Origin of the sequence: Streptomyces sp. NPDC019396 (genome assembly GCF_040632375.1) — a bacterium.
Classification (GTDB): domain Bacteria; phylum Actinomycetota; class Actinomycetes; order Streptomycetales; family Streptomycetaceae; genus Streptomyces.
The window spans coordinates 1-22,243 of sequence record NZ_JBEYBS010000006.1 but is presented as its reverse complement, the minus strand read 5'-3'; the positions used below and the strand labels follow the sequence as shown (position 1 = coordinate 22,243).

Genomic DNA, 22,243 nt, shown 5'->3' with positions numbered 1-22,243 from the left:
ATCCGGACGACATGGTCCTGACAGCACTCGGCGCACTCGGCACACCGGTCGACTGCGACGGACTGCGCAGCCTGTCGCTGGAAGGGCCGCAGGTGCTGTGGCTCGTCATGGGCGGCTCGCTCGACCTGTTCGCCGTGGACGCCGCCCAGCAGGGGCACTGGCACTTCCTGGGCCGTCTGGAGCGGGGCACACTGCTCCTCGGCCCCGTCGAAGGCCCCCGGCACACTCTGGTGGGCAGGCCGTCCCAGGGCTGCGTACTGCGCCGGATCCCGCTGCGGGAGCTGTACCCGGCGCAGGAGTACGCGGAGCCCGGAGCGTACGGCGGGTACGGCGGGTACGGCGGGTACGGCGGGTACGAGCAGCAGTACCGCAGCCAGTACGACAGCCAGGACGGCACGCTCAGCCTGCTGGAGCACGCCTTCGCGCTCGGCGTGGGCCGCGGCCAGCGCGTGCTGTTCGAAGCGCCGCTCGACGGACGGACGACGGACGACGAGTCGTCGGTCGGCGACGAGGACGTGCTGTGGCTGCCGGTCTTCCCCGGCAGCGTGCGGTACGGGGCTGAATACAGCACCGATGCCACCGCCGACCTGCTTGTCGACGGCGCTCTGTGGCAGCAGATGGTCAACCAGCAGTACCGCCTGCTGTCGGCGCTGGACGGCTGGATCGAGCGGTTGGAACGCGCTCACGAGGATCGTGCGGCGGCGGGCATGAAGGCGGGCGAGGCCGTCCGGCAGGGCGCCGACCAGGCCCTCCTGGCCTCCATCGGGCGCTCCCGCGGCACATCGGCGGCACGCGCGGGACAGGGTGTCTCCGACGACGCCGCGTACGCCGTGTGCCGGCTGGTAGCCGCCGCGACGGGCATCGCCCTGCCCGAGGCCGGGCCATCCGACTCCCCGGCCCCTTCCACGGCGTCCGACCGCACCGGACCCGTCGAACGCTTCGCGCTCGCGTCCCGGGTCCGGGCCCGTACGGTCCGGCTCGACGGCCGCTGGTGGCGGGAGAACTGTGGCCCGCTCGTGGGGCACCGGGCCAAGTCCGGCGCGCCGGTCGCACTGCTCTGGCGCCGCGGCGGCTACCAGGCGGTCAATCCGGCTACGGGCAGCCGGATGCGTGTCGACGGGGACAGCGCGGAGGAGTTCGAGCCGCGCGCCGTCATGTTCCACCGGCCGCTGCCCGAACGGCCCGTGAACGTCTGGCGGCTGCTGCGGTTCAGCCTCCACGGCACCCGCCCCGACCTCGGTGCCCTGGCCATCGCCGGTCTGGTGACGGTCACCCTGGGCGCGCTGGTCCCGATCGCCACCGGGAAGGTACTCGGCGAGTACGTGCCCAGGGCCGAGACCAGCCTGATCGTGCAGGTCTCAGTGGCCGTGATGGTCGCGGGCCTGGTCTCGGCCGCGTTCATGCTGCTCCAGAACCTCACCCTCCTGCGGATGGAGGGCCGCATCGAGAGCACACTCCAGCCCGCCGTATGGGACCGGCTGCTGAGGCTGCCGACGCGGTTCTTCGCCGAGCGCTCGACCGGAGAGCTCGCCAGCGCCGCCCTGGGCATCAGCGCGATCCGGCGGCTGCTGTCGGGTGTGGGGCCGGTCGTGGTGCAGGCGTGCACCGTCGGGACGATGAACATGGTGCTGCTGCTCGTCTACAGCGTCCCCCTGGCGCTCGCGGCGATCGGGATGCTGCTCGTCATCGGCCTGGTGTTCCTGGGCCTCGGGCTGTGGCAGTTGCGCTGGCAGCGGCGCCTGGTCGAGCTGAACAACAAACTCAACAACCAGGCGTTCCAGACCCTGCGAGGGCTCCCCAAGCTCCGGGTCGCGGCGGCCGAGAGCTTCGCGTACGCGGCGTGGGCGCGGCAGTTCGCACGGAGCCGTGAACTCCAGCGGCGGGCGGGGCGGATCCGGACCCTGACCACGGTGCTGGACGCCGTCTATCTGCCGCTCGCCGCGCTCATCATGTTCATGTTGCTCGCGGGCCCTGCGCGGGGGAGCCTGTCCGCGGGTGACTTCCTCACCTTCCACACGGCCGTGACGATGATGCTGACCTCGGTGACTCAGCTGACGGGCGCGCTGGTGTCGGCGGCGGCCGTGCTCCCGATGTTCGCGCAGATCAAGCCGGTCCTGGAGGAGGCTCCGGAGGTGCGCGGAGCCAGCACCCGGCCCGGGGACCTGTCCGGGGCGATCGAGACCCGCGCACTGTCCTTCCGCTACAGCGACGACGGCCCGCTTGTGCTCGACGACGTCTCGCTGTCGGTCCGCCCGGGTGAGTTCGTCGCGATCGTCGGCCCCAGCGGCTGCGGAAAGTCCACCCTGCTGCGGCTGCTCATCGGCTTCGACAAGCCGGAGTCGGGCAGCGTCCTGTACGACGGCCAGGACCTCGCCGCCCTCGACCAGGCGGCAGTGCGCCGCCAGTGCGGAGTGGTCCTCCAGAACGCCCAGCCGTTCACCGGCTCGATCATGGACTGCATCTGCGGGGCGGAACCGTTCACCCAGCAAGAGGCCTGGGAGGCGGCCGAGATGGCCGGCCTCGGCGAGGACATCCGCCGTATGCCCATGGGCATGCAGACCATGATCGCCGGATCGGGCGCCGTGTCCGGTGGCCAGCGCCAGCGGCTGATGATCGCCCAGGCGCTGATCCGCCGCCCGCGCATCCTCTTCTTCGACGAGGCGACGAGCGCGCTGGACAACGCGACCCAGCGCACCGTCACCGAAAGCACCCGCGCCCTGCACGCCACGCGTGTGGTGATCGCCCACCGGCTGTCGACGGTGCTGGACGCGGACCGCGTCGTCGTGATGTCGGAAGGACGCGTGGTCCAGGAGGGCCCGCCCGCGGCCCTGCTGGCGGACACGGGCGGGCGGCTGCACGAGTTGGTGCGACGGCAGCTGATATGAGCGTCCGGCGCGCGGAACCCCGCCCCATGAGGCCGCTTCCCGGCGCGCCCACTGCTTCCTGACTCGTACTCAGGGGCGTGTATCAGGTGTCTCCAGTGCCCTCAGCGCGGCCACGAGCTCCCGTCCTCCGGTACACAGCGGTTCGAGCTGGTCGACGACCTCCTGGCGCGCCCTGTTCTCCGGCTGGGCGATGCGCTCCCGGATGAAGTCGCTCGACTCTTCGAGGTGCTCCCGGTACCGGTCGAGATTGTCCGTCAGATGGTCGACGACCTCGGTCGCCTGCACGCTGATGGCCAGTGTGAACTGCTGCCGGACCGCTGTCGCCTCCGCGTCGACGGCCTGGATCCATTCCTCGCGCAGTACATCGAGCGAGCTGGCGCGTCCCTTGCGGATCTGGATGCCGAGGTAGACGAGTCCGGCGACCCCGGCGACCAGACCCGCGGGCGGCAGCAGGGTGCCCGCCGCCGCGAGACCGTACACCCAGCCGCCGCTGGCCACCACCGGTGTGACGATGCCGACCAGCGCTGCCGCCCGCTGCACGACGTCGTGCGTGGTGGCCCTCCGCCGCGTACGCCCGGGAGCGGACACATCGTTGACGTCGAAGGCGAACTCGGGCAGCCGGCTCGCGAGTTCCCTGTCACCGAACACCCGGTCGACCGTGCGGACGACGTCCTGCTTGAACGCCTCGTACTCCTGGTTCCACAGGGTGACGGGACCACTGGGCGACTCCAGCCAGGCGCGCAGGGCCTGCGCCTTGGAGACCTGGATCTGGTTGGCCTGCGTCAGTTTGTTGAGGTCGGCGCCCCGGATGACGGAGTCGAGTACGGAGTGCAGATGGCCGGCGAGGCGGTTGAAGGGGCGTGCGGCGCGGTCGACGCGGTCGAGCAGCTTGCGTCCGAGTTCCTCCCGTACCGCGGGCAGCGCCGTGTCCAGCAGTTCCACCCGGCGGCGCTGGAGGTCCAGGCGCTCCTTCAGCTCGTCGATCTCCAGGCGTTCCGTCTGCAACCGCTGCTCGAGCACACGGTGCCGCTGACCGATCAGATAGCGCGCCTCGGCGGCCATCGCGGAGATGTGCCGCGTGCCTGTGCCCGTGCTGATGAGGTCCTCGATCGCGCCACGGAGCTCGTCCATGTTGCTCTTGTTGCGCTGGCGGTGGGCCGCGGCTTCGGCTCCCTCGGCGTCCAGCTTGGCCGCGGAGGCCTCCCAGGCCGGGGAGACGGCGATGAAGCCCTCACCGATGAACTCGAGATCGGGGCGGCCGTCGGGCAGTTTGAAGTTGTCCCTCAGATACTGGTTGTTGCGGGCGACCGTCGCCTTCCACTCCGGCTGGTTGCGCAGGTCGAGGTGAGAGGCGGTGTCGATCGCGGTGACCACCCACACGACCCGCTTGCGCTGGCTGTTCTGGCCCGACAGCAGGCAGTGGTCGTAAAGGACACGGATGAGCGACAGATCCGTCTCCGACAGAGTGCGGCCCGCCGGGGTCACGTAGAGGTAGCAGTCGGCGTCGAGCAGAGCCCGCCGGACGATCCTGTCGTGGGTCGTGTTGGACGAGCCGACTCCGGGCAGGTCGTAGAACTTCGCCGGCAGCAGCGCTTCCGCAAGCAGCAGCTCCGCCTCCGCCACCTCGCGCCCCCGGTGCGGACGCAGCCGGTTGACCACATCGCCCTGCTCCATGGCGTACGCCTCGACCACCGCGGGTGCCGGCGAGTTCCCCACGTTCTCCCATTCGTCCGGGGGTGCGTCGGCGAACCGCACACGCAGGAATCCCGTGCCCGAGGCGTCGACTCCGCTCTGCGGGTCCACGGGAACCACGCTGAACGGCCAGGATGTCGTCGGCACCGGTGAGGACGGCAGCAACCCGACGAACTTCTCGCCGGTCTCACCGGTCTCCGTGATCGCCTCGACGAGTTCGAGCCCGCCCTGAAGTCCGCTGAGCAGAAAGCTCTTCCCGGACGAGAAGTAGCCGAGCAGCGCCACATTGATCAGAGCCGAGGCCGCGCGCGTTCTCAGCCGCCGCACCGCGTCCGCGTCCTCGCGCAGCCCCTGCAACCACGCCTCGGAAGCATCCGGCGCCGTGACCGCCGACTCCAGCCACGACTCGCACTCGTTCAAGGTGACGCGCAGAGCGTCACGGGTCTCGCTTACGTCCCTTGGCACCGTCACAGCTCACGTATATCCCAACCACGGGGAGTCAACAGGCAGTTCGACGGAATCCACTCACTCCTCCAGCGATCCCCCTCATCGCGGCCGCAGACCGGGCGCCCGCGCGGCACCCGGAGCCACCGCCGCGGCTGGTCGCGAGGCGATGCGGGAGCCCGGCGGCCGTCCATGCCGACGACCCGCTTCGATGTCCGCCCACACGGTCTTCCCCGAAGGGGGATGCGGACGGACGCCCCAGCGCGCGGCGAGCGCCGCGACGATCACGAGCCCGTAGCCTCTGCCGATCCCCGGCTCACCCAGGTCCCCACCGACCTCAGGACGCCGTTCCCCGCGGGCATCGGTCACCTCCACCCTCAGCCTCCCCGGCTCCAGCAGCAGACTGAGCCGGAACCCCCGCCCCGAGAGCCGGGCGTGGCCGACCGCGTTGGCGGCCAGCTCCGCGACGACCAGCGCGGCCGTCTCGGTCCGTTCACCGCTCCTGGCCCATCCCCATTCGACCAGCTGCTCCACGGCGAGCAACCGGGCCAGCCTGGCACCACGCCGCGTCGAGCTCAGCAGCTGGGTGAATTCCATGACCGGTGAACCTGGTTGCGGCATGCCCGTACATACGGATTCACACATCGCGGCATTCAGCCGGGCCGACGGCGCATACGCGGCAGCGCACGATGCCGAATTGGGCCCCGCTCCCCGGGCTCACTATGATCCGCCGATGATCACACGAAAGCGACTGGCGGCCGCTCTCTGCGGCGCGCTGCTGGTCACCTTGACCGGCGGCCTCCTCCCGGCCGCCGCCACCGCCGACTCCGGCGGGCCCGAGGGCGGGCAGGCGAAGGAACCGCCCAAGGTCGAGCTCGTGCTCGATGTGAGCGGTTCGATGCGCGCCCGGGACATCGACGGGCAGTCCCGGATGTCCGCCGCCAAGCAGGCGTTCAACGAGGTGCTGGACGCGGTGCCGGAGGAGGTGCGGCTCGGGATACGTACCCTCGGGGCCAACTATCCGGGCAACGACCGGAAGGAAGGCTGCAAGGACACCCGCACGCTCTACCCCGTCGGCGAACTGGACCGGACCGAGGCCAAGACGGCGGTGGCGACGCTGGCTCCGACCGGGTGGACGCCGATCGGCCCGGCGCTGCTGGGAGCCGCCGACGACCTCAAGGGCGGGAACACCACCCGCCGGATCGTGCTCATCACGGACGGCGAGGACACCTGCGCCCCGCTCGACCCGTGCGAGGTGGCCCGCGAGATCGCGGCCAAGGGCATCAACATCACCATCGACACACTCGGTCTCGTCCCCAACGCCAAGATGCGCGCGCAGCTGATGTGCATCGCGGAGGCGACCGGCGGCACGTACACCTCCGTGCAGCACAAGGAGGAGCTGTCGGACCGGGTCAGCCAACTGGTCGACCGGGCGGCCGAGCCCGTCGTCACCCCGGTGGCCACGCGGGGCACCGACGGCTGCCAGGACGCGCCGCAGCTCGAGGCGGGGCTCTACAGCGACCGTGAGGTCTTCGGCCAGCACCGCTGGTACCGCGTGGATCTGCTGCCCGGGCAGGAGCTGCGGGCCTCGGTGAGTGTCGCCGCGGACCGGGCCGTCAACCGTGACTACGGTGTGCTGTTGCGGGCGTCGACCGTGCGGGGCCGGGAGATCGTACGCGGCGAGGCAGCGGGGGACGGGCGCACCGATGTCATATCGACCGGGCTGCGCTACCCGAAGCCCGGCAGCGACGACGCCGACTCCGACGACGTCGACGTCAAGCCCGCGGCGGAGACGGTGTGCCTGCGGGTGAGCAACTCCTTCTCCGCGCCGGCCTCCGTCAAGACCTCCCCCGGTCTGCCCGTCGAGCTGACCGTCGACGTCGTGGACGGCCCCGACGACGCCGGTGACGTGGCCTACTTCGGCCTGGGCCGCGGCTGGTGGCTGCTCGGCCTGCTGGCGCTGACGGGCTTCCTCGCCGGTCTGATCTGGGGCTGGATCTCACGCTGGCGTATCGCCGTCTGGAGGACCAACTGATGCGTACCCTGCGCACTTTCGCCGCCGCGCTCGCAGCCTGTGCGGCTCTGTTCGCGCTGCCAGGGACGGCCGCGGCGGACACCCCATCGCCCACCGCCTCCGGCGACGCGGAGGAGGCACCGGCGCCGACCGAGGCCGGTACGTCGTTCCGCACCGCGACGGTCGTGCGTCCCGGCCAGCGGGCCACGGCGCAGGGGTCCACCGGTGACTACCTGTACTGGCAGTTCCCCGCCGACGCCGGGGAGCGCCCCACGGTCAGGGCCACGGTGAAACGGCCGGACACGAAGGCCGGACACGGCGCCCACACCTGGCGGCTGGAGGTGTACGACGGGCTGCGCCGGCGTCAGGCCTGCCGCTTCGGCAGTGACACCACGACGGCTTCCGCCGACGCCGCCACGGTGGAGTTGTCGTGTGCGCTGCGTACGGTCAGGGCCTGGGCGGAGCCCGCGGCCAACGACCCGCTGCCCGGCACGTACTACGTGCGTCTGACCGTCGTCGGCGCCCCCGCCGACGACCTGGGTGAGTCCGTCGACACCTCGCTCGAAGTGACCACCGCCGACGCCGGGGGTGCCGCCGACGCGGACGGCGCCCTGGGCGCACCGCTGGTGCCCGCGTCCGGCCCGCAGGTGGAGCCGGACGGGGGCTGGGCCTCCGGCTGGTGGTCGTCCCGGCTGCTGTGGACGACGGGTGGCGCCGTACTCGCCGCCCTGGCGGGAATCTGGGGCTACCGCCTCACCCGCGGCAACGGCCGCCCGGGGCACGTACCGCCCGTGGCCTGAGCCCTCGGGGGGTCTCCATCGACCCTCCCGGTGCCGCCCGCCTCACCGGGCGGGCGGCACCGGGCTCCCCGCGCTCAGAAAGGACAGTGATGAACCAGGCACCCCGTTCCTTCCAGCTGGTCCCCGGAGCCACCGCCTCGCCGGTGATCCTCCATGTCCCCCACGCGTCACGCACCATCCCCCCGGACGTCCGCGACGGCATCCTGCTGGACGACCACGCGCTGGCACGCGAACTCGACCACGTCACCGACGCCCACACCGCGGAGATCGCCGCGGAGGCGGCCGCGGCGGCTGCCGTGACTCCCTGGCAGTTCGTCAACCGGCTGTCCCGCCTGGTAGTCGATCCGGAGCGCTTCCCCGACGAGCGTGAGGAGATGCTGACGGCCGGCATGGGGGCGGTCTACACGCGGACCACACGCCGCGAGCCACTCCGCCCCACCGCCCTGGACCCCGCGCCACTGCTCGACCGCTACTTCCACCCGTACGCCGCCGCGATGACCCGGGCCGTCGCCGACCGGCTGGACGCGGCCGGCCGCGCCGTCGTCATCGACGTGCACTCCTACCCGACGCACGCGCTGCCGTACGAGCTGCACGGCGACGCCCCGCGCCCGCCGATCTGCCTGGGCACGGACCCTCACCACACCCCCGGTGAGCTCCTCACCGTGGCGCGGAGGGCATTCGCGGGATTCGGCGGTACCGCACTCGACACCCCGTTCGCCGGGACGTACGTACCCCTGCAGTTCCACCGCAGGGACCCCCGGGTGAGCGCCCTGATGGTCGAGATCCGCCGTGATCTCTACATGGACGAGCCGGGCGGCACGGCAGGGCCGGGCCTGGAGCGGCTCGCCTCCGCGTTGGCGGACCTGGTGGCGGCGTCGACGATGTGATCGCGCGACGCGCGGACCTGTCCGCGCAGGTCGCCGATGTCGGTGCCGAGGACCCGTCCGCCCCATTTGCGGGGCTCCCCGTCGATGAGCACCGCGCTGATGTTGCGCGCGTCGGTGCCCAGGACGACCGTGCCGACCGGATCGTTCAGCGGCATGTTGTTGATGTCCTCGGCCTGGATGACGAGGAGGTCGGCCTTCTTGCCGGGAGTGAGGGAACCGGTGGTGTCTCCGAGACCGATGGTGCGGGCGCCCTGGAGGGTGGCGAAGTCGAGCACGTCACGGGTGCCGATGCGTGCCGCTGCCTCACCGGATTCGCTGCCGTACGAGCCGTTGACCGCACGCATCCGCTGGATGGTGTGCAGGGCCCGCATCTGGGTGAACATGTCGCTGGCCAGGGCGACTTCGACGTCCACGCTCAGCCCGGGGCGGATACCGACGGCGAGGGCCTCGTCGATAGCGGGTATCGCCGTGTCCAGGCCGATCTGGGAGTCGGATGTGGGGGCGAGTGCCACGGTGGTGCCCGTGTCGGCCATCGCCCGCCAGGCCTCACCGGTCAGTCCGGTGCTGTGGATGAGCATGACGTCGGCTCCGAGTACGCCTTCCCGCGCCCAGCGCAGTACGGCCTCCGATGACGACGCCCCGATGACGGCGTCCACGGCCACACCTATGCCCAGTGTGTCGGCGACATGCCGGAGCCGGGGGCCGTAGGCGAGGGACGGCCCGGCGATCTCGTCCGTGGCCAGGGCCGCCAGACGCAGGGTCAGCAGCTGGCCGTCGCTCGGGAAGTACCGTTCCCTCAGCCGGGTGAGGTCGCCGGGCCACTGCTGGTCCCAGTCACCGAAATGAGGGCCCATCGAGGCATGGACGCCCCGGATTCCGGTGTCGGTGAGCGCACGGATCGCCGCGTCGGAGTGTTCGGCGGTACGGGAGTTGTGGGAGAAGTCGAGCAGTGTGGTGATGCCCCCGTCGATGGCGGTGAGGGCGGCCAGCTTGGTGCCGGTGTACATGTCCTGCGGCCGGTAGACCGTCGCGTACCCCGCGAGCGTGGCGGCCACATAGCCCGCCAGGTCGTCGACATCCGGCATGATCCGGCGCAGCTGGGCCTCCCAGGCATGCCGGTGGGTGTCGACGAAGCCGGGGGTGAGGACCGTGCCCGTCGCGTCGACGACCACGGCGCCCTCCACGCTCGGGGACGGGCTCAGGTCCGGTCCGACGGCGGCGATCGTCGTCCCCTCCACGAGCAGGTCCCCGTGCTCCAGCACGCCGAGGGACGGATCCATGGTGACGACGGTGGCGCCCCGGAAGAGGATGCGGCGTTCGCGGTCGCCGGACCGGCGCCGGATCTGCTCCAGTAGGGCAGTGCTGAAGGTGTCGTTGGGGTGGTTCACTGTTCTGGTCCTCACGGAGATGAATGCCGCCCAGCGGGTGTACGTCTGTGCCGCTGCGCCGTGACCAGGTTCGGGCCGCTGTGCCAGGGGGGACCAGGCCCGTCCGCACCGGGGGTCGGCGTACCCTGGTGCGCCACTCCCCTGATTCCCCCACCCAGGAGGAGGGCGGCCTGGTCCCCCTGGCACGGCGGCCCGAAGGTGGGGGCATGACGAACGACGACACCGCTCCGGGCGGCCACTCCCATCCGTACGTCGGCATGTGGGTCACTGCCGACGGTTTCATCCGCCAGGAACTGCTGCCGAACGGCCGCTACGACGAGGCCCGTGGGACGCGGGCGAGTGCGTACACGGGCTCGTACACGGTGACCGGCAGCCATATCGACTACGTGGACGACACCGGTTTCACCGCGACGGGGGATGTGCGCGAGGGCGTGCTCTACCACGAGCACCTGGTGCTCCACCGGGAAGACTGAGCCCTGCCGCACGGACCCCCCGGACGTACTCCTACCGCCCGGACATGCTCCCGATCGGGGACGGGCACGTGACCGGGGGCGCGTTGAGCGACGCGAGCAGGGTGAGGGCACAGGCCGAAGGCGATCCGGGTTCGGGCTGGTAGACGACGAGTTGCTGGGTCGGCGCACCGGCGACCGTGAACACCTCGGCGTGCAGATCCAGATCGCCGACGACGGGGTGCCGCACGCGCTTGGTCTCACGGTCCTTCCCGTGTACGTCATGGCGGTCCCACAGGTCGCGGAACTCCCTGCTCCCGGCGCACAGTTCATCGACCAGGCGCGCGAGCCGCGGATCGTCCGCATCGGTACCGGCCGCCTGCCGCAGGGCCGCCACGGACGATGCGGCGGCGCGGTCCCAGTCGCGGAAGAAGTCGTGGGCGGCCGGATCGAGGAACACCATGCTCAGCAGATTGCCACGCACGGTGAAACCCGCGAACAGAGCATCGGCGACATGGTTGCGGGCGAGGAAGTCCAGGGAGTGTCCCAGCACAAAGGCGGGTGTGTCCGTCCAGCCGTCGATCAGCCGACGGAGTCGGGGGCTGAGAGGCTCGGCCCGGGGAGTTCGGGAAGCACGGCGTGTCCCGGATACGGCGAGCCGGTGCAGATGGGCCACCGCAGGGTCACCCAGCCGCAGTGCCCGGCCGACGGCATCGAGCACCTGAGGCGACGGGTGCCGCTCCCGCCCTTGTTCCAGCCGCATGTAGTAGTCGGCGCTGACCCCGGCCAGCAGGGCGACCTCCTCACGCCGCAGACCGGGGACCCTGCGGCGCCCGGTGGCGGGCAGTCCCGCGTCCTCGGGCCGCAGCTGGGCGCGCCGGGCACGCAGGAAGTCGCCCAGGCCGTTCGCTGCTGCCTGTCGTTTGCCGCTGACCCTGCCACCACCACTGTCCATGGGACCAGGCTATTCCGGCCCCCTTGCCTGGGACAGCGCTGATCCTGGGTGCTCCACACCCAGACGGACGCGGGCTCGCCCGGCCTGCCGGTACCATCCGAGATCATGGAAATTGCAGTGCTGTTGGCAGTCATCGGAGTCCTCCTGCTGAGCGGTTCCATCGATCTCAAACTGAGCCGCATGGACCGCCGGGTCGCGCGGCTCGAGCGCAAGATCGACCTGGTCCTTGACCACATGGGCGCGAGCGAGCCGGCCGACCCGCGGCTCGAGCGGGTGACCGCGCTGCTGCGCGAGGGCAAGAAGATCGAGGCGATCAAGGTCTACCGGGAGGTGACCGACGCCGACCTCAAGGAGGCGAAGGACGCCGTGGAGCGTATGGAAGCCGGCGACTGAACCTCGCTGAGCTCCCCCACCGCGGGAGGGCGTTCGGCCCTCGACACCGCCACCTGCTCCTGAGAGCCACGGGCGCGGCACTCGCGGACGTCAGGGACGCTGGAGCCCGGGAGACCGCGCGTGCTCGGGTACGCGGACACCCGCCTGCCCGAAGCGGCGGGGCGGCCACGGTTCCGCGACGGGTCACCGTACGGGACCGGGGGCGGCGCGACTCGCGTCCGCCGGTACTGTGAGCGGGCTTCGGCCCGTGGGACAGGCGAACAGGGGGGCACGAGTCGGTGGAGTCTCTGAGATCTCATGACCCGCCGCAGATCGGGGGGTACCGGCTGCTGGCGCGGCTCGGCGCAGGCGGCATGGGCGAGGTGTTCCTGGCCCGGACGGCCTCGGGGCGCGCGCTGGCGGTGAAGACCGTGCATCCCGATGTGAGCCGTGAGCCGGGGTTCGCGGAACGGTTCGCCCGCGAGATCCGTACCAGCGACCGGGTCCGCTCCCCGTGGACGGTCACGGTCGTGGACTTCAGCCCACCGGGGCAGGCCCCGCAGTGGCTGGCGACGGAGTACGTCCCCGCGCCGTCGCTGGGCGACTGGGTACAGCGCTACGGCCCGCTACCGGAACCGGCCGTGCGGTGCCTGGCCCGGGAGCTGTCGGCCGCGCTCGTGGCCGTCCGCGAGGCGGGCGTGGTCCACCGCGACATCAAACCGGGCAACATCCTGCTGGGGCCCGAGCGTCCCCTCCTCATCGACTTCGGCATCGCCCGCGCCGTCCGCGACGCACGCCAGACGCAGACGGGAGCCGTGATCGGCACACCCGGGTTCCTCGCGCCCGAGCAGGCGACCGGAGCCGTGGCCGGACCGCCCGCGGATGTCTTCTCGCTCGCCGCGGTCCTGGTGTACGCGGCCACCGGCCGGGGCCCCTTCTCGGCGGCCGGCGAGGAGCCGCAACTACCCACGCTCCTGTACCGGATCGTCCATGACGAACCCCTGCTCGATGGGATACCGGCATCCCTGGCGCCGCTGGTGAAGGAGTGCTTGGCCAAGGCCCCGGACGAGCGCCCCACCGCCGATGACGTACGGGCGCGGCTCGCCGCTCTCGGTACGGAGAGCTGGACCGGGGCTGCGCCCTCGGCCCTGGTGGCGGAGACCGGCCGCCGCGAAGCCGGACTCCGGCACCTGCTGTCCGCGCCCGAGCCGACGGCGACGGCAACAGTGCCGCCACCCGCTGCGGGCGTCACAGCGCCGCCGTACCCGGCGTCACCGCCGCCGCCGCACGGCGCACGGCGGACTCGTCGTCTCCGTACGATCGCCGCCGCGACCGGTGCCGCCGTCCTGGCGGCAGCCGCCATCGTGATCCTGCCCCGCCTTCCCTGGAGCGACGGCGGCGGAAGCACGGCCACACCCGAGGGCCCCTCGCCGAGTGCCGCTTCCTCCTCCGCCGCCACGAGCACCCTGCCCGCCGCCTGGGTCGGTACGTGGTCGGGTGTCGGTCCCGGAACGCCTGACGCGGACGGCATCAGCCGGCCGCGGACGCGGGAGTTCTCCGTCACGGTCACCCTTCATGAAGGCGCTGTGGGCGATCTCATCGGACGGCAGGTCAGTGACGTGGAGGACATCGGCACCGGGCGCAACCTCGGCTGCACCGAGGCCCTTGAACTACGGCAGGTCCGCGGGGACACCATGATCTTCGCAGCGCTCACCAGCCGCCCGACCGACCCTTCGGGCTCCTTCACCTGCCGCCAGGGCAACATGTACATCGTCACGAAGTCGGGTGCGGACCGGCTCACCCTCGCGCTGGAGGGGGCACAGTCGGCCGGTGCTCCTTCGGCGCTGACGCGTAGCCGCTGAATACCGGGGACGGCCCTCAGCCCCGTCCCGCGCGGTGCAGGGCCGCGACGTCCTGGCTGGGCGGGGCGCCGAAGAGGCGGCGGTATCCCGGCTCAAAACCGCAGCCTGACAGTCTGTTTCCGAGCCTCCGGCACGGCGATCACGGGTGTTCTGCCGATGCCACGCCGACGGCCCGCACTGTGACTGATCGCCGCCGGCGCAATCCTGACAGCTTCTCCGGCCGGTGGTCATTCGATCCCGAGGGGTCCGATGCCCAGATCCTCACGCATGCGGCGGCGCATCTCAGCCATGGCCGTGCGGCGCTGCTGGATGAAGGCCGTGTCCTCGGCGGAGCCGATGGCCACCCCGCTGGCATAGGCGTCGCGCATCCGGCGCAGGCTGTGAAACGCATCGTTCCCGGCCGCGACAACGAGCGGCGGACCCACGAGCCAGAGCTGCTCGCTTGCCGTGTGCAATCCGGTCCCGCGGAAGGCTTCGCGCACCGCCGCGTCACGCGCTGAATCGGACAGGTGATCGCCCAGGGCGACAGCCCGTATCTCTTCCCCCGCGTCTTTGAGGGCGGAGGCGTACTCGGTGTACACGGCGCGTCGCACTTCCAGAGCGTGTCGCGCTTCCTCGCGCCGCCACCTGTTGCGATCGGCGATCAGGGTCGCGGCGATGCCGATAGCGGCACCGGTCATCGTGGAGAGCAGAGGCATCCAGTCCATGTGCCGCATGCTGTCCCAACCACTGCCGCGACACCAGCGGCTCTCCCTATCCGGCATGGGATCACGGGCCTCTTGCCGAGTGCCAGGCCGACGAGCCGCGCTGGTGACCGCCGGCGCACGGACCACGAGGGGCATGCCCGTGGTCGTCGACCTGTCCGTGGACAGCCGCTCTCCTATGGACGCAACGCCGTCCGGGACCTCCTTGACCGAAACGTCCTGGCGAAACGGTGACTTCTGAGCCAGGGAACCACCCAAGGCCTGGCCTGCCGCGCTGAAGTTGGACAGCGCGCACCGACCACCCGGGCGAACTCATGCGGTCGCAGGACCAGCGGGGTCGCCGGACGGCACGCCCGGTTCCGGACGAGCGTGACCCGTCAGGAGCGCGTGAGGACGACGAGTTGCCTGGTCGCCCGGGTCATCGCGACATAGCGGTCCACAACGCCCTCGACGCCCTCGACGCCCTCCCCGAACGACTCCGGGTCGACCAGGACGACCAGATCGAATTCAAGGCCCTTCGACAGTTCGGGAGTCAGCGACCGGACCCGGGAGGTGGCCCGGAAGGCGGAGTCGCCGATGACGCAGGCGGTGCCCTCCGCATGTGTCCGGAGCCAGGTGTCCAGGGTCGATTCCAGATCCGCGACTGGTCCATGGACGACGGGAACTCCGCCACTGCGGACCGAAGTCGGCACATTGGCGTCCGGGAGCACCGCCCGGATGACCGGTTCCGCTTCCGCCATGACCTCTTCCGGGGTGCGGTAGTTGATGCTCAGGGAGGCCACGGCGATCCGGTCGAATCCGACCCTCTGGAGCCGCTCCCGCCATGAGTCCGTGAACCCGTGCCTGGCTTGGGCACGGTCCCCGACGACGGTGAAGCTCCGTGACGGGCAGCGGGACAGCAGCATCTGCCACTGCGCGTCCGTCAGTTCCTGCGCCTCGTCCACGACGATGTGCGCGAACGGGCCGGCGAGCCGGTCCGGGTCGGCGGCGGGCAGGGCGGACGCGTCGATCAGGCTGTCCTGGAGGTCCGGTCCCCGCAGCATCGTCACCGCGCCTTCGCCGTCGTCGTCGGCCGCGAGCACGTTGTCGATCACTGCGGCCATGCGCTCGCGTTCGGCGGCGACGGCAGCTGTGTGGCGGCGCTTCCGCCGTGCCGCCTCCGGGTCGCCGAGCCGCTGCCGTGCCGCGTCCAGGAGCGGCAGGTCGGAGAGCGTCCAGGCCTGGGGCTCGTCGCGCTGGAGTTTTCGCACCTCTTCGGGGCTCAACCAAGGAGCGCACATCCGAAGGTAGGCGGGTACGGTCCACAGGTCGCCGACGAGGTCGGCCGCTTCGATCAGCGGCCATGCCCGGTTGAGGGTGGTGACCAGCTCTTCGTCGTGCAGCAGGGCCCGCCGGAAGAGGTCGGCCGGTACGTCGCCCCCGTGCTCGTCCATCCCGTCCATCTGGTCCATGAGGATCGCGAGCAGCTCCTCCCAGATCTGCTCGCGCGCTTCGTTGTGCGGCGTTCCCGGTTCCGGTGCGCCGAAGGCCTCGGCCCAGTCGTCGGCGCTCAGCCAGAGGTCGGACCAGTCGGTGCTGACCGTCATGCCCTCGGCAGGCGGCTCCTCGTAGAACCTGACGGCCGTCTCGATGGCGCCCACCATGTCCGCGGACGACTTGAGGAGCGCCACGTCCGGGTCGGTATCGGTCGCCGCTCCCGGGCCCTCGGCGACCAGGTCCCGCAGGGTGCAGGTCTGTACACCCTCTTCGCCGAGGCTGGGCAGGACGTCGGCGACATAGGCCAGGTAGGGCTGGTGCGGGCCGACGAACAGCACGCCGCCGCGACGGTGACCGAGGCGGGGGTCGGAGTAGAGGAGATACGCGGAGCGGTGCAGCGCGACGACGGTCTTGCCCGTGCCCGGACCACCGTCGACGACGAGCGCACCGCCGGATCCGGCGCGGATGACGGCATCCTGGTCGGCCTGGATGGTGGCGAGCACGTCGCGCATCCGGGCCGACCGGTGGCCGCCCAGACTGGCGATGAACGCGGACTGATCGTCGAGGGCGGTGTGTCGCTCCAGCCCGTCGGGGGTGAACACCTCGTCCCAGTAGTCGCTGACCCGGCCGTCGCTCCAGCGGTACCTGCGTCGGCTTGCCAGCCCCATCGGATTGGCGTGGGTCGCCGCGAAGAACGGCTCGGCGGCCGGGGAGCGCCAGTCGAGCAGCAGCCGGCGTCCGGTGCGGTCGGTGAGTCCGAGCCGTCCGATGTACGCCGGCTCGGGCTGGTCCTCGCTGACGACGCGTCCGAGGCACAGGTCCAGACCGAAGCGCCGCAGGGCTCGCAGCCGCGCACTCAGCCGGTGGACCTCCATGTCGCGCTCCATCGCCTCCCGGCCCACACCTCCGGGCGCCCTGAGCCTGGCGTCGAGGAGGTCGGACAGTTCGGCGATGGACTGCTCAAGAGCCTCCGCGATCGCGGCGAAGTGCCGCTCGTCGTCGGCGACGAGCGCCCGGTCGGCTTTGTGGGCGAGGCGGTCGAGCAGGTCGAACGCCTTGGTGGTCAGGGGGTTCACGGCATCAGCTCCGATCCGGCCTCGCGCACTCGGAGACCGGCGGCGGTTACGCCGGTGGGCCCGGCTCCACTCCCCGATCCGGCGTCACCGCACAACACGTGATCCGACAACAGCGCACGCACTTCGTGAATCTCCAATTGGCGCAGGTTCTGGCTACGGCCTGCGATTTTGCGGCACGACCCGGGCCTTGCCGCAAGCCCCCCGGTGCGCTATACGTTGAGAGTGGCGAGGAGTGTGGCTCCCCTTCTCGTCCACCGCTTGCCTGCCCCCCCCCCCGCTTGATCGTCCGGACTCCGGGGCGGCTTCGGCAAACCCTTCAACGCCTGACATGATCGGCGTGTGACCAGCACATCAAAGTTTGTCCTGTTCGATGTCGACGGCACCTTGGTGGACGCGGTGAGCAACCAGCGCCGGGTGTGGCGGACATGGGCGGAGCGCTACGGGGTGGACGGGGACGAGGTGTACCAAGTCGCCCTGAGGACACGTCCGATGGAGACCTTCGCACTCGTCGCGGCGGACCGCGATCCACACGAGTGCCTGGCGGCACTGCACGCACTGGAGGACGAGGACGTACGGTCCGGTGTCTACTCAGCCTTTGACGGGGCGTCGGAACTGCTGCACGGGCTGCCGTCGGGTTCCTGGGCGCTCGTGACATCGAACTACGAGCACCGGGTGCGGGGCCGTTTCCAGCGGACGGGGCTGCCGGTTCCGGGTCTGGTCGTGGACGCCGCGGCTGTCGAGGAGGGCAAGCCCTCCCCCGTTCCGTATCTGAAGGCCGCCGCACTTCTGGGCGCCGCACCCGGAGACTGCCTGGTGATCGAGGACGCACCGTCCGGGGTCCAGTCAGGGCTTCGGGCCGGGATGACGGTGTGGGGTGTGAACGCCGCGGTCGCGGTCGACGGTGTGCACCGGCACTTCGCCAGCCTGCGTGAGGCGGTCCCGCACATCCTGGCCTTCGTATCCGGACCATCCGGATCCCGGGCGGGTGCAGCGGCCTGAGCCGGCTCCTGGCACGAGGCGGGCTCGATCAGCGACCGGGGAGGCGTTCGGTGATCTCCTGAAGGACCCAGCCGTTGCCGTCGGGGTCGCTGAAGGCGGCGAAGGAGCAGTAGCTGCGGCGTTCCGGGTCAGGTCCGGGGACCCGGTTACGCGCTCCGGGGCGGTGGAACACACCGTCGGCGTCGTGGAACACCTCGCCGACCTCCGCTCCCCGTTCGAGGAGTTCCGCGCGAGCCGCCTCGATGTCCGGGACCACCAGGTACAGTCCCTGCGCCGATCCGGGCGCCGCGTCGCTCACCCCCTTGCCGAAGATCACCGAGCCGGGAGAGCCGGGCGGAGTGAACTGCACGGCCCTGAAGTCGTCCCCGAGCGGGAAATCGGCGTCCTCCCGCCAGCCCAGCGCCTTGTAGAAGGCTTTGGCCCGGTCCACATCCGCGACGGGGAGCACCGCGATCTCGAACCTCATATCCATGACACGGCACCCTTCTTTGCGCCGGGGGAATGCGGGCGACGACGGACCAGCCGCACCGGTGAGGACCTCACCACTCATGATGACCCCGGATCCGGCATGCCGCAGACGCACTCAGCCGGGGATCAGGTCCCCGACGGCGTCCAGCGCCAGCATCCACATGGGCTGCGCCCCGGTGCCGAAGGCCACCGCAAGGGCGTACCCGACAGCGGCCTCCACGGGCGCGCCCGATCGGGAGCGACCATTCTGCCCAGTCGGAACGCCTCGACGATGTCCGAGCCTTCGCGTCGTGAACCGCCGTCTACTGCGAGCGTTGCAATCTCATTGGTGGAATGCTCTGTCGATCCAGTCGTCGCCGGGTGGCGGCGCGAAGAAGTACCCGCCTCCGGTGGTGAGCAGGTACTTGGCCATGGCCTCGCCCTCGAGACGCTTCTGTACCGCTTCGAAACCCTTGGTGAGATCACGCTGGAAGCAAGAAAAGATCAGGCCCTTGTCGCCATTGCCGCGGTCGTAGCTGTAACCACGTCGCACGATCGGCGGCGGATTCCGACGGTCAGGGGCGGCAAGGCGCACGTGCGAGTCAAGCGGAGTCAGCTTGCCTTGAGGGTCAGTAGCAAAGTTCGGGTCCTCCCCTACAGGCGTCCCGTCCAGCCAGCGCCCATCTCGGCGACGTCCGATGATCTTTTCCTGATCTTCGACCGAATCCCTGTCCCACAACTCAATCGCGAACCGGATGTTCCGCACAACCTGGTAGCTGCCGCCAACGGCCCAGTCGGGCTCGCCCTGGTCGGCGCGTACCAGGGCCCGGTTGGCTATCTCGCGCTCGGTGGCGGGGTTACCGAACCCTTCGGTGAAGTGAAACGGATTGCGCGCAAGCCCGCGCCCGCCCTCAACACGGTTCTCGGCCCGGAAGCCGTCGATCCACCACCTCGCCCGCCAGCTTGGTAGAGAGGCAACGAGTTGCCCAGCCGCCGCTTCCACCGCGGCGGCCGTGCGGCCTCCCAGCTCCACCAGCACGTCCCCGTGCGACACCGAGACGTCCAGCACGTCCCCCGCGAAGGCCGGCATCTCCCTGAGCTGACGCGGCCGCAACGATCCTGCTCCGAAAACACCACTCCCCAAGGCAAGGCCGACAACGACTTCGCGGCCGCGAGTTGTTGCCGTCGCATTTGCGAGCTCACGCAGTGCTGGAGCGCCGGGGGCACGCCCGCGGACCGTCCGGTCAAGCGCGAGGAAACGCTGATGCACGGGAAGACTCGCCCCCGACACAAGACTGGACACCCCGCCCACTGGAGCATGAGCATCCCCCGACATCGACATCACAAGGCCACCTGCCCCCGCTACCAACGTCGCCCCCAGCGCCCCCGCCTCGAGCACCGTCCGTCGACTCGGTCGCATCAGCAGTCCCCCTTCCGGAGGTTGCGGCGATGAGGGAGCAACCTACGCGTCTTCTTCATCACGCCTCATTGCAATCCCGCGCGCCCCACCCTCAGCAGACAAGCGAGACGGCGAGCGATAGCGACGCGCTTTGCTCTCCAGGTTCATGGTCCAGATGGGGGCCACCGAAGAACTACTGATGATGCCCCTCCGGAGTACCGGAAAGATGGATCCACGACCGTTCCCGAGAACACCTCGTACGCCCATTCTTCGTCACTTTCTACAGCGGCACCGGCTCCGCTGATGATTCCGCGGAGTACCCATCCTGGACCATCAAATCCCAGCACTCGAACATTCTTGACAGTTGACCCGCGATGGGCATCGGTTGCCGATACGACGGCCCTGATCTCAATCCCAGCCTTACCCGCCCACTCCCGCGCACTGCTTCCCTGAGTTCGCAACCTGCTCAACATTTGCGCGCGAATCGATCCCCAGGAGGACCCTTGAATAGATCGAAATGCCTGCAGTTGGATAGCTGTTCTCGCCTGCACTGCCGTGACCGCCACGACTTCGCCACCGGCTCTCATCGGCTGGAGATCCATCTCTGCCAGCGAGGGGATCCTCAAGCCACCCAGGTCAATGAGATAGGCATTCGACAGATCGACTTCGCCGATGTCCCTCGGGCCGTAGGCACCGCCACGACTTGTTCGGAACTGCGACTCATCGCATCGAAGCCTAAGGGCTTCCTGACAGCTTTGCTCCGCATCCCCGAAAAGTCGATCGAGTTCCCCATCGGACATTGATTCCGCGCTGGTCACGAATGAGAGCATCCGGACGACGGTCTCCAGCGAAATCAGACCACGTTCCACAACCTCTTCAACTTCTGAAACGTCTCCGCGTAGCGCATTGACAACCCGCTTCATTTCCTCAGGCCTGATCTCTGGAACCGACTCTGCAGGAATCGCTTCATCGGTGCGGGTACCGTTCTCCCAGCGAAGGCGAAGAACAATCTGGAGACCGACCAGCATGACCCAGCCGGGTGTGATCCGATCCCATACCCCAAACTCCGCACAACTCACGTTCTCCAGGGCAATGGCACCGTCACGTTCGAATTGTCTGATGATCCGCCTCGCGTCACGGCGTGCCTTGGTTCCGCCACCACTTTCGGGCATGCTGCCACCCCCTCGCTACGACTATTGCAGCAGCTACGATGGCCTCCGCAGGGCCGTGAGCGCCAGGCGCCTGAGGGCCATCCACCATCTTCTGCACTGTTGTGGGAGCGGAGCCAACCTTGTCGCGCCGGTTCTCGGCTTCCTCTGCCACTTCTTCGGCGGCCTTCTGGGTCTTCCCCGACTCGTCTGCCGCCGCTCCGGGCCCCCGGGGCCTGACGTAGTTCCCACTGTCCGGATCCAGAAAGTCCGGCAGATCCGCTGGGTCTGTTGACCCCCGACCGCAGTTGTGAACGAGCGTTGCGGTGTTGCCAGCCAGCGCGTAGTACGTGTGCAGTTCGTCAACCGTGAGGTTGTATACGGTCGCTGTAGCAACTCGGCTGTGTACCGCGCTGATCTGGGTCCAAGTCCCGGCACTGGTCTGGAGCCATTGGCCAGCCTTGAGTTCGTCAGCTTCAAGCCACATACGAAGCTCGGGAACCCAGAAGGGGTGGCCGGTTGTGGCTGTGAGGGTGCTGGTCTTAGACGCCATCCGCTTTCCGAACGTGATCGTTTAGTTCGGGCTGGGTGGGCATGAACTCCGGTTGGCGGCGGGAGAGATGGGCGTGGTTCGTCCGTTCGTCTCGCTTGTGGAGGTGGCTGGTGCCGTCGGTGCTCGGTCTGCTGGAGGCCCGGGAGAAGAGAGTCCGGGAAGAGGTGGCACGGTTGCGGGAGGAGGCCGAGCGGGTGCAGGCCGCCCTCGGCGAGGCAGAACGCGCACTTCAGCGTCTTGCGGATGCCCGTGTGACGGTGGCCGAGGTGCTGGCCGAGCCGCCGTGTGCGGTCGTGGAGCCGGTGGTGAGTGCGGTGGCGGGGGCGGTGGTGCCGCGACGGGCCGAGGGCATGACAGCGTCGGTCCTGCCTGCCGACTACCAGCGGATCACGTCCGTGCTGGAGTCGGATGCGGCCCGGGAGGGTATGCGGTGCCAGCAGCTGGCCGCGGCCCTGGGCCTTCAGGCGGTCCCGGCGAAGGTCGAGGGGCTGCGGTCGAAGGCGAAACGCCTGGTGGAACGAGGGTGGGCGCTCCAGACGCGGCCGGGGGTATTCACTCCGCTCGGGGCACCGGCCGGCTGAAGGCGCCGGGGCGGCGTCCGGCCAGGCGGCTGCTCATGAGCATGGTCATCGACCACAGCACCATGGCCTCGTGCATGGCGGGCAGCGTCTCGTAGTCGCGCACCAGGCGACG

The 22,243-nt window shown here is 70.0% G+C and carries 19 protein-coding genes; 9 read left to right on the top strand and 10 right to left on the bottom strand.

The window, feature by feature from the left end:
• Window positions 1–11: 11 nt before the first annotated feature.
• Entirely contained in the window at window positions 12–2,885 is a 2,874-nt protein-coding gene (locus tag ABZ532_RS08595) for an NHLP bacteriocin export ABC transporter permease/ATPase subunit (protein ID WP_361280788.1), read from the top strand.
• Between the two features lie 69 nt (window positions 2,886–2,954).
• On the opposite strand, the gene ABZ532_RS08590 is transcribed toward ABZ532_RS08595, so the two are convergent.
• Window positions 2,955–5,042, bottom strand: coding sequence for a hypothetical protein (locus ABZ532_RS08590; protein WP_361280507.1), 2,088 nt, complete (start codon window positions 5,040–5,042; stop codon window positions 2,955–2,957).
• Window positions 5,043–5,123: 81 nt separating this feature from the next.
• Window positions 5,124–5,618 (bottom strand): ATP-binding protein, encoded by a 495-nt coding sequence (locus tag ABZ532_RS08585; RefSeq protein WP_361280506.1) that lies wholly within the window; start codon window positions 5,616–5,618, stop codon window positions 5,124–5,126.
• 136 nt (window positions 5,619–5,754) lie between these two features.
• Between ABZ532_RS08585 and ABZ532_RS08580 the strand changes: the two genes are divergently transcribed.
• The 3 genes from ABZ532_RS08580 to ABZ532_RS08570 all read left to right on the top strand — a co-directional run bounded on the left by ABZ532_RS08580 (window position 5,755) and on the right by ABZ532_RS08570 (window position 8,722).
• Window positions 5,755–7,056, top strand: a complete 1,302-nt coding sequence (locus ABZ532_RS08580; RefSeq protein WP_361280505.1) for a VWA domain-containing protein — start codon at window positions 5,755–5,757, stop codon at window positions 7,054–7,056.
• Window positions 7,056–7,835, top strand: coding sequence for a hypothetical protein (locus ABZ532_RS08575; protein WP_361280504.1), 780 nt, complete (start codon window positions 7,056–7,058; stop codon window positions 7,833–7,835). The genes ABZ532_RS08580 and ABZ532_RS08575 overlap by 1 nt, the downstream gene beginning before the upstream one ends.
• Window positions 7,836–7,924: 89 nt before the next feature.
• On the top strand, window positions 7,925–8,722 hold the full coding sequence (locus tag ABZ532_RS08570; RefSeq protein WP_361280503.1) for an N-formylglutamate amidohydrolase: 798 nt from the start codon (window positions 7,925–7,927) through the stop codon (window positions 8,720–8,722).
• Here ABZ532_RS08570 and ABZ532_RS08565 read toward each other — a convergent pair.
• On the bottom strand, window positions 8,632–10,110 hold the full coding sequence (locus ABZ532_RS08565) for an amidohydrolase family protein (protein WP_361280502.1): 1,479 nt from the start codon (window positions 10,108–10,110) through the stop codon (window positions 8,632–8,634). The two genes, ABZ532_RS08570 and ABZ532_RS08565, sit on opposite strands and share 91 nt — an antisense overlap.
• Before the next feature lie 206 nt (window positions 10,111–10,316).
• On the opposite strand from ABZ532_RS08565, the gene ABZ532_RS08560 reads away from it, so the two are divergent.
• Entirely contained in the window at window positions 10,317–10,583 is a 267-nt protein-coding gene (locus ABZ532_RS08560) for an Atu4866 domain-containing protein (protein ID WP_361280501.1), read from the top strand.
• Between the two features lie 31 nt (window positions 10,584–10,614).
• On the opposite strand, the gene ABZ532_RS08555 is transcribed toward ABZ532_RS08560, so the two are convergent.
• Complete coding sequence (locus ABZ532_RS08555) at window positions 10,615–11,514, bottom strand: helix-turn-helix transcriptional regulator (protein WP_361280500.1); 900 nt, start codon at window positions 11,512–11,514, stop codon at window positions 10,615–10,617.
• 105 nt (window positions 11,515–11,619) lie between these two features.
• Here ABZ532_RS08555 and ABZ532_RS08550 point away from each other — a divergent pair, with 105 nt between their 5' ends.
• Together ABZ532_RS08550 and ABZ532_RS08545 are read left to right on the top strand one after the other, a co-directional pair.
• A complete protein-coding gene (locus ABZ532_RS08550) occupies window positions 11,620–11,907 on the top strand; it encodes a ribosomal protein L7/L12 (protein ID WP_361280499.1) in 288 nt (95 codons plus the stop codon).
• Window positions 11,908–12,185: 278 nt separating this feature from the next.
• The gene (locus ABZ532_RS08545; RefSeq protein WP_361280498.1) at window positions 12,186–13,748 is read left to right on the top strand and encodes a serine/threonine-protein kinase; all 1,563 of its coding nucleotides are present in this window, start codon (window positions 12,186–12,188) and stop codon (window positions 13,746–13,748) included.
• 227 nt (window positions 13,749–13,975) lie between these two features.
• On the opposite strand, the gene ABZ532_RS08540 is transcribed toward ABZ532_RS08545, so the two are convergent.
• Both ABZ532_RS08540 and helR read right to left on the bottom strand, forming a co-directional pair.
• Window positions 13,976–14,455, bottom strand: a complete 480-nt coding sequence (locus ABZ532_RS08540) for a hypothetical protein (RefSeq protein ID WP_361280497.1) — start codon at window positions 14,453–14,455, stop codon at window positions 13,976–13,978.
• Between the two features lie 374 nt (window positions 14,456–14,829).
• Window positions 14,830–17,004 (bottom strand): RNA polymerase recycling motor ATPase HelR, encoded by a 2,175-nt coding sequence (gene helR, locus ABZ532_RS08535; protein WP_361280496.1) that lies wholly within the window; start codon window positions 17,002–17,004, stop codon window positions 14,830–14,832.
• A 339-nt stretch (window positions 17,005–17,343) separates the two neighbouring features.
• On the opposite strand from helR, the gene ABZ532_RS08530 reads away from it, so the two are divergent.
• The gene (locus tag ABZ532_RS08530) at window positions 17,344–18,003 is read left to right on the top strand and encodes an HAD-IA family hydrolase (RefSeq protein ID WP_361280494.1); all 660 of its coding nucleotides are present in this window, start codon (window positions 17,344–17,346) and stop codon (window positions 18,001–18,003) included.
• 28 nt (window positions 18,004–18,031) lie between these two features.
• On the opposite strand, the gene ABZ532_RS08525 is transcribed toward ABZ532_RS08530, so the two are convergent.
• The 4 genes from ABZ532_RS08525 to ABZ532_RS08510 all read right to left on the bottom strand — a co-directional run bounded on the left by ABZ532_RS08525 (window position 18,032) and on the right by ABZ532_RS08510 (window position 21,550).
• Window positions 18,032–18,475: a VOC family protein gene (locus ABZ532_RS08525; protein ID WP_361280493.1), complete on the bottom strand. Its 444-nt coding sequence runs from the start codon at window positions 18,473–18,475 to the stop codon at window positions 18,032–18,034.
• Window positions 18,476–18,793: 318 nt separating this feature from the next.
• Window positions 18,794–19,786, bottom strand: a complete 993-nt coding sequence (locus ABZ532_RS08520; RefSeq protein ID WP_361280787.1) for a Dyp-type peroxidase — start codon at window positions 19,784–19,786, stop codon at window positions 18,794–18,796.
• Between the two features lie 227 nt (window positions 19,787–20,013).
• On the bottom strand, window positions 20,014–21,021 hold the full coding sequence (locus ABZ532_RS08515) for a DUF3710 domain-containing protein (RefSeq protein WP_361280491.1): 1,008 nt from the start codon (window positions 21,019–21,021) through the stop codon (window positions 20,014–20,016).
• A complete protein-coding gene (locus ABZ532_RS08510; protein WP_361280490.1) occupies window positions 20,984–21,550 on the bottom strand; it encodes a polymorphic toxin-type HINT domain-containing protein in 567 nt (188 codons plus the stop codon). Before ABZ532_RS08510 ends, ABZ532_RS08515 begins: the two co-directional genes overlap by 38 nt.
• A gap of 110 nt (window positions 21,551–21,660) precedes the next feature.
• Here ABZ532_RS08510 and ABZ532_RS08505 point away from each other — a divergent pair, with 110 nt between their 5' ends.
• Window positions 21,661–22,131, top strand: a complete 471-nt coding sequence (locus tag ABZ532_RS08505; protein WP_361280489.1) for a hypothetical protein — start codon at window positions 21,661–21,663, stop codon at window positions 22,129–22,131.
• Window positions 22,132–22,243 lie beyond the last annotated feature (112 nt).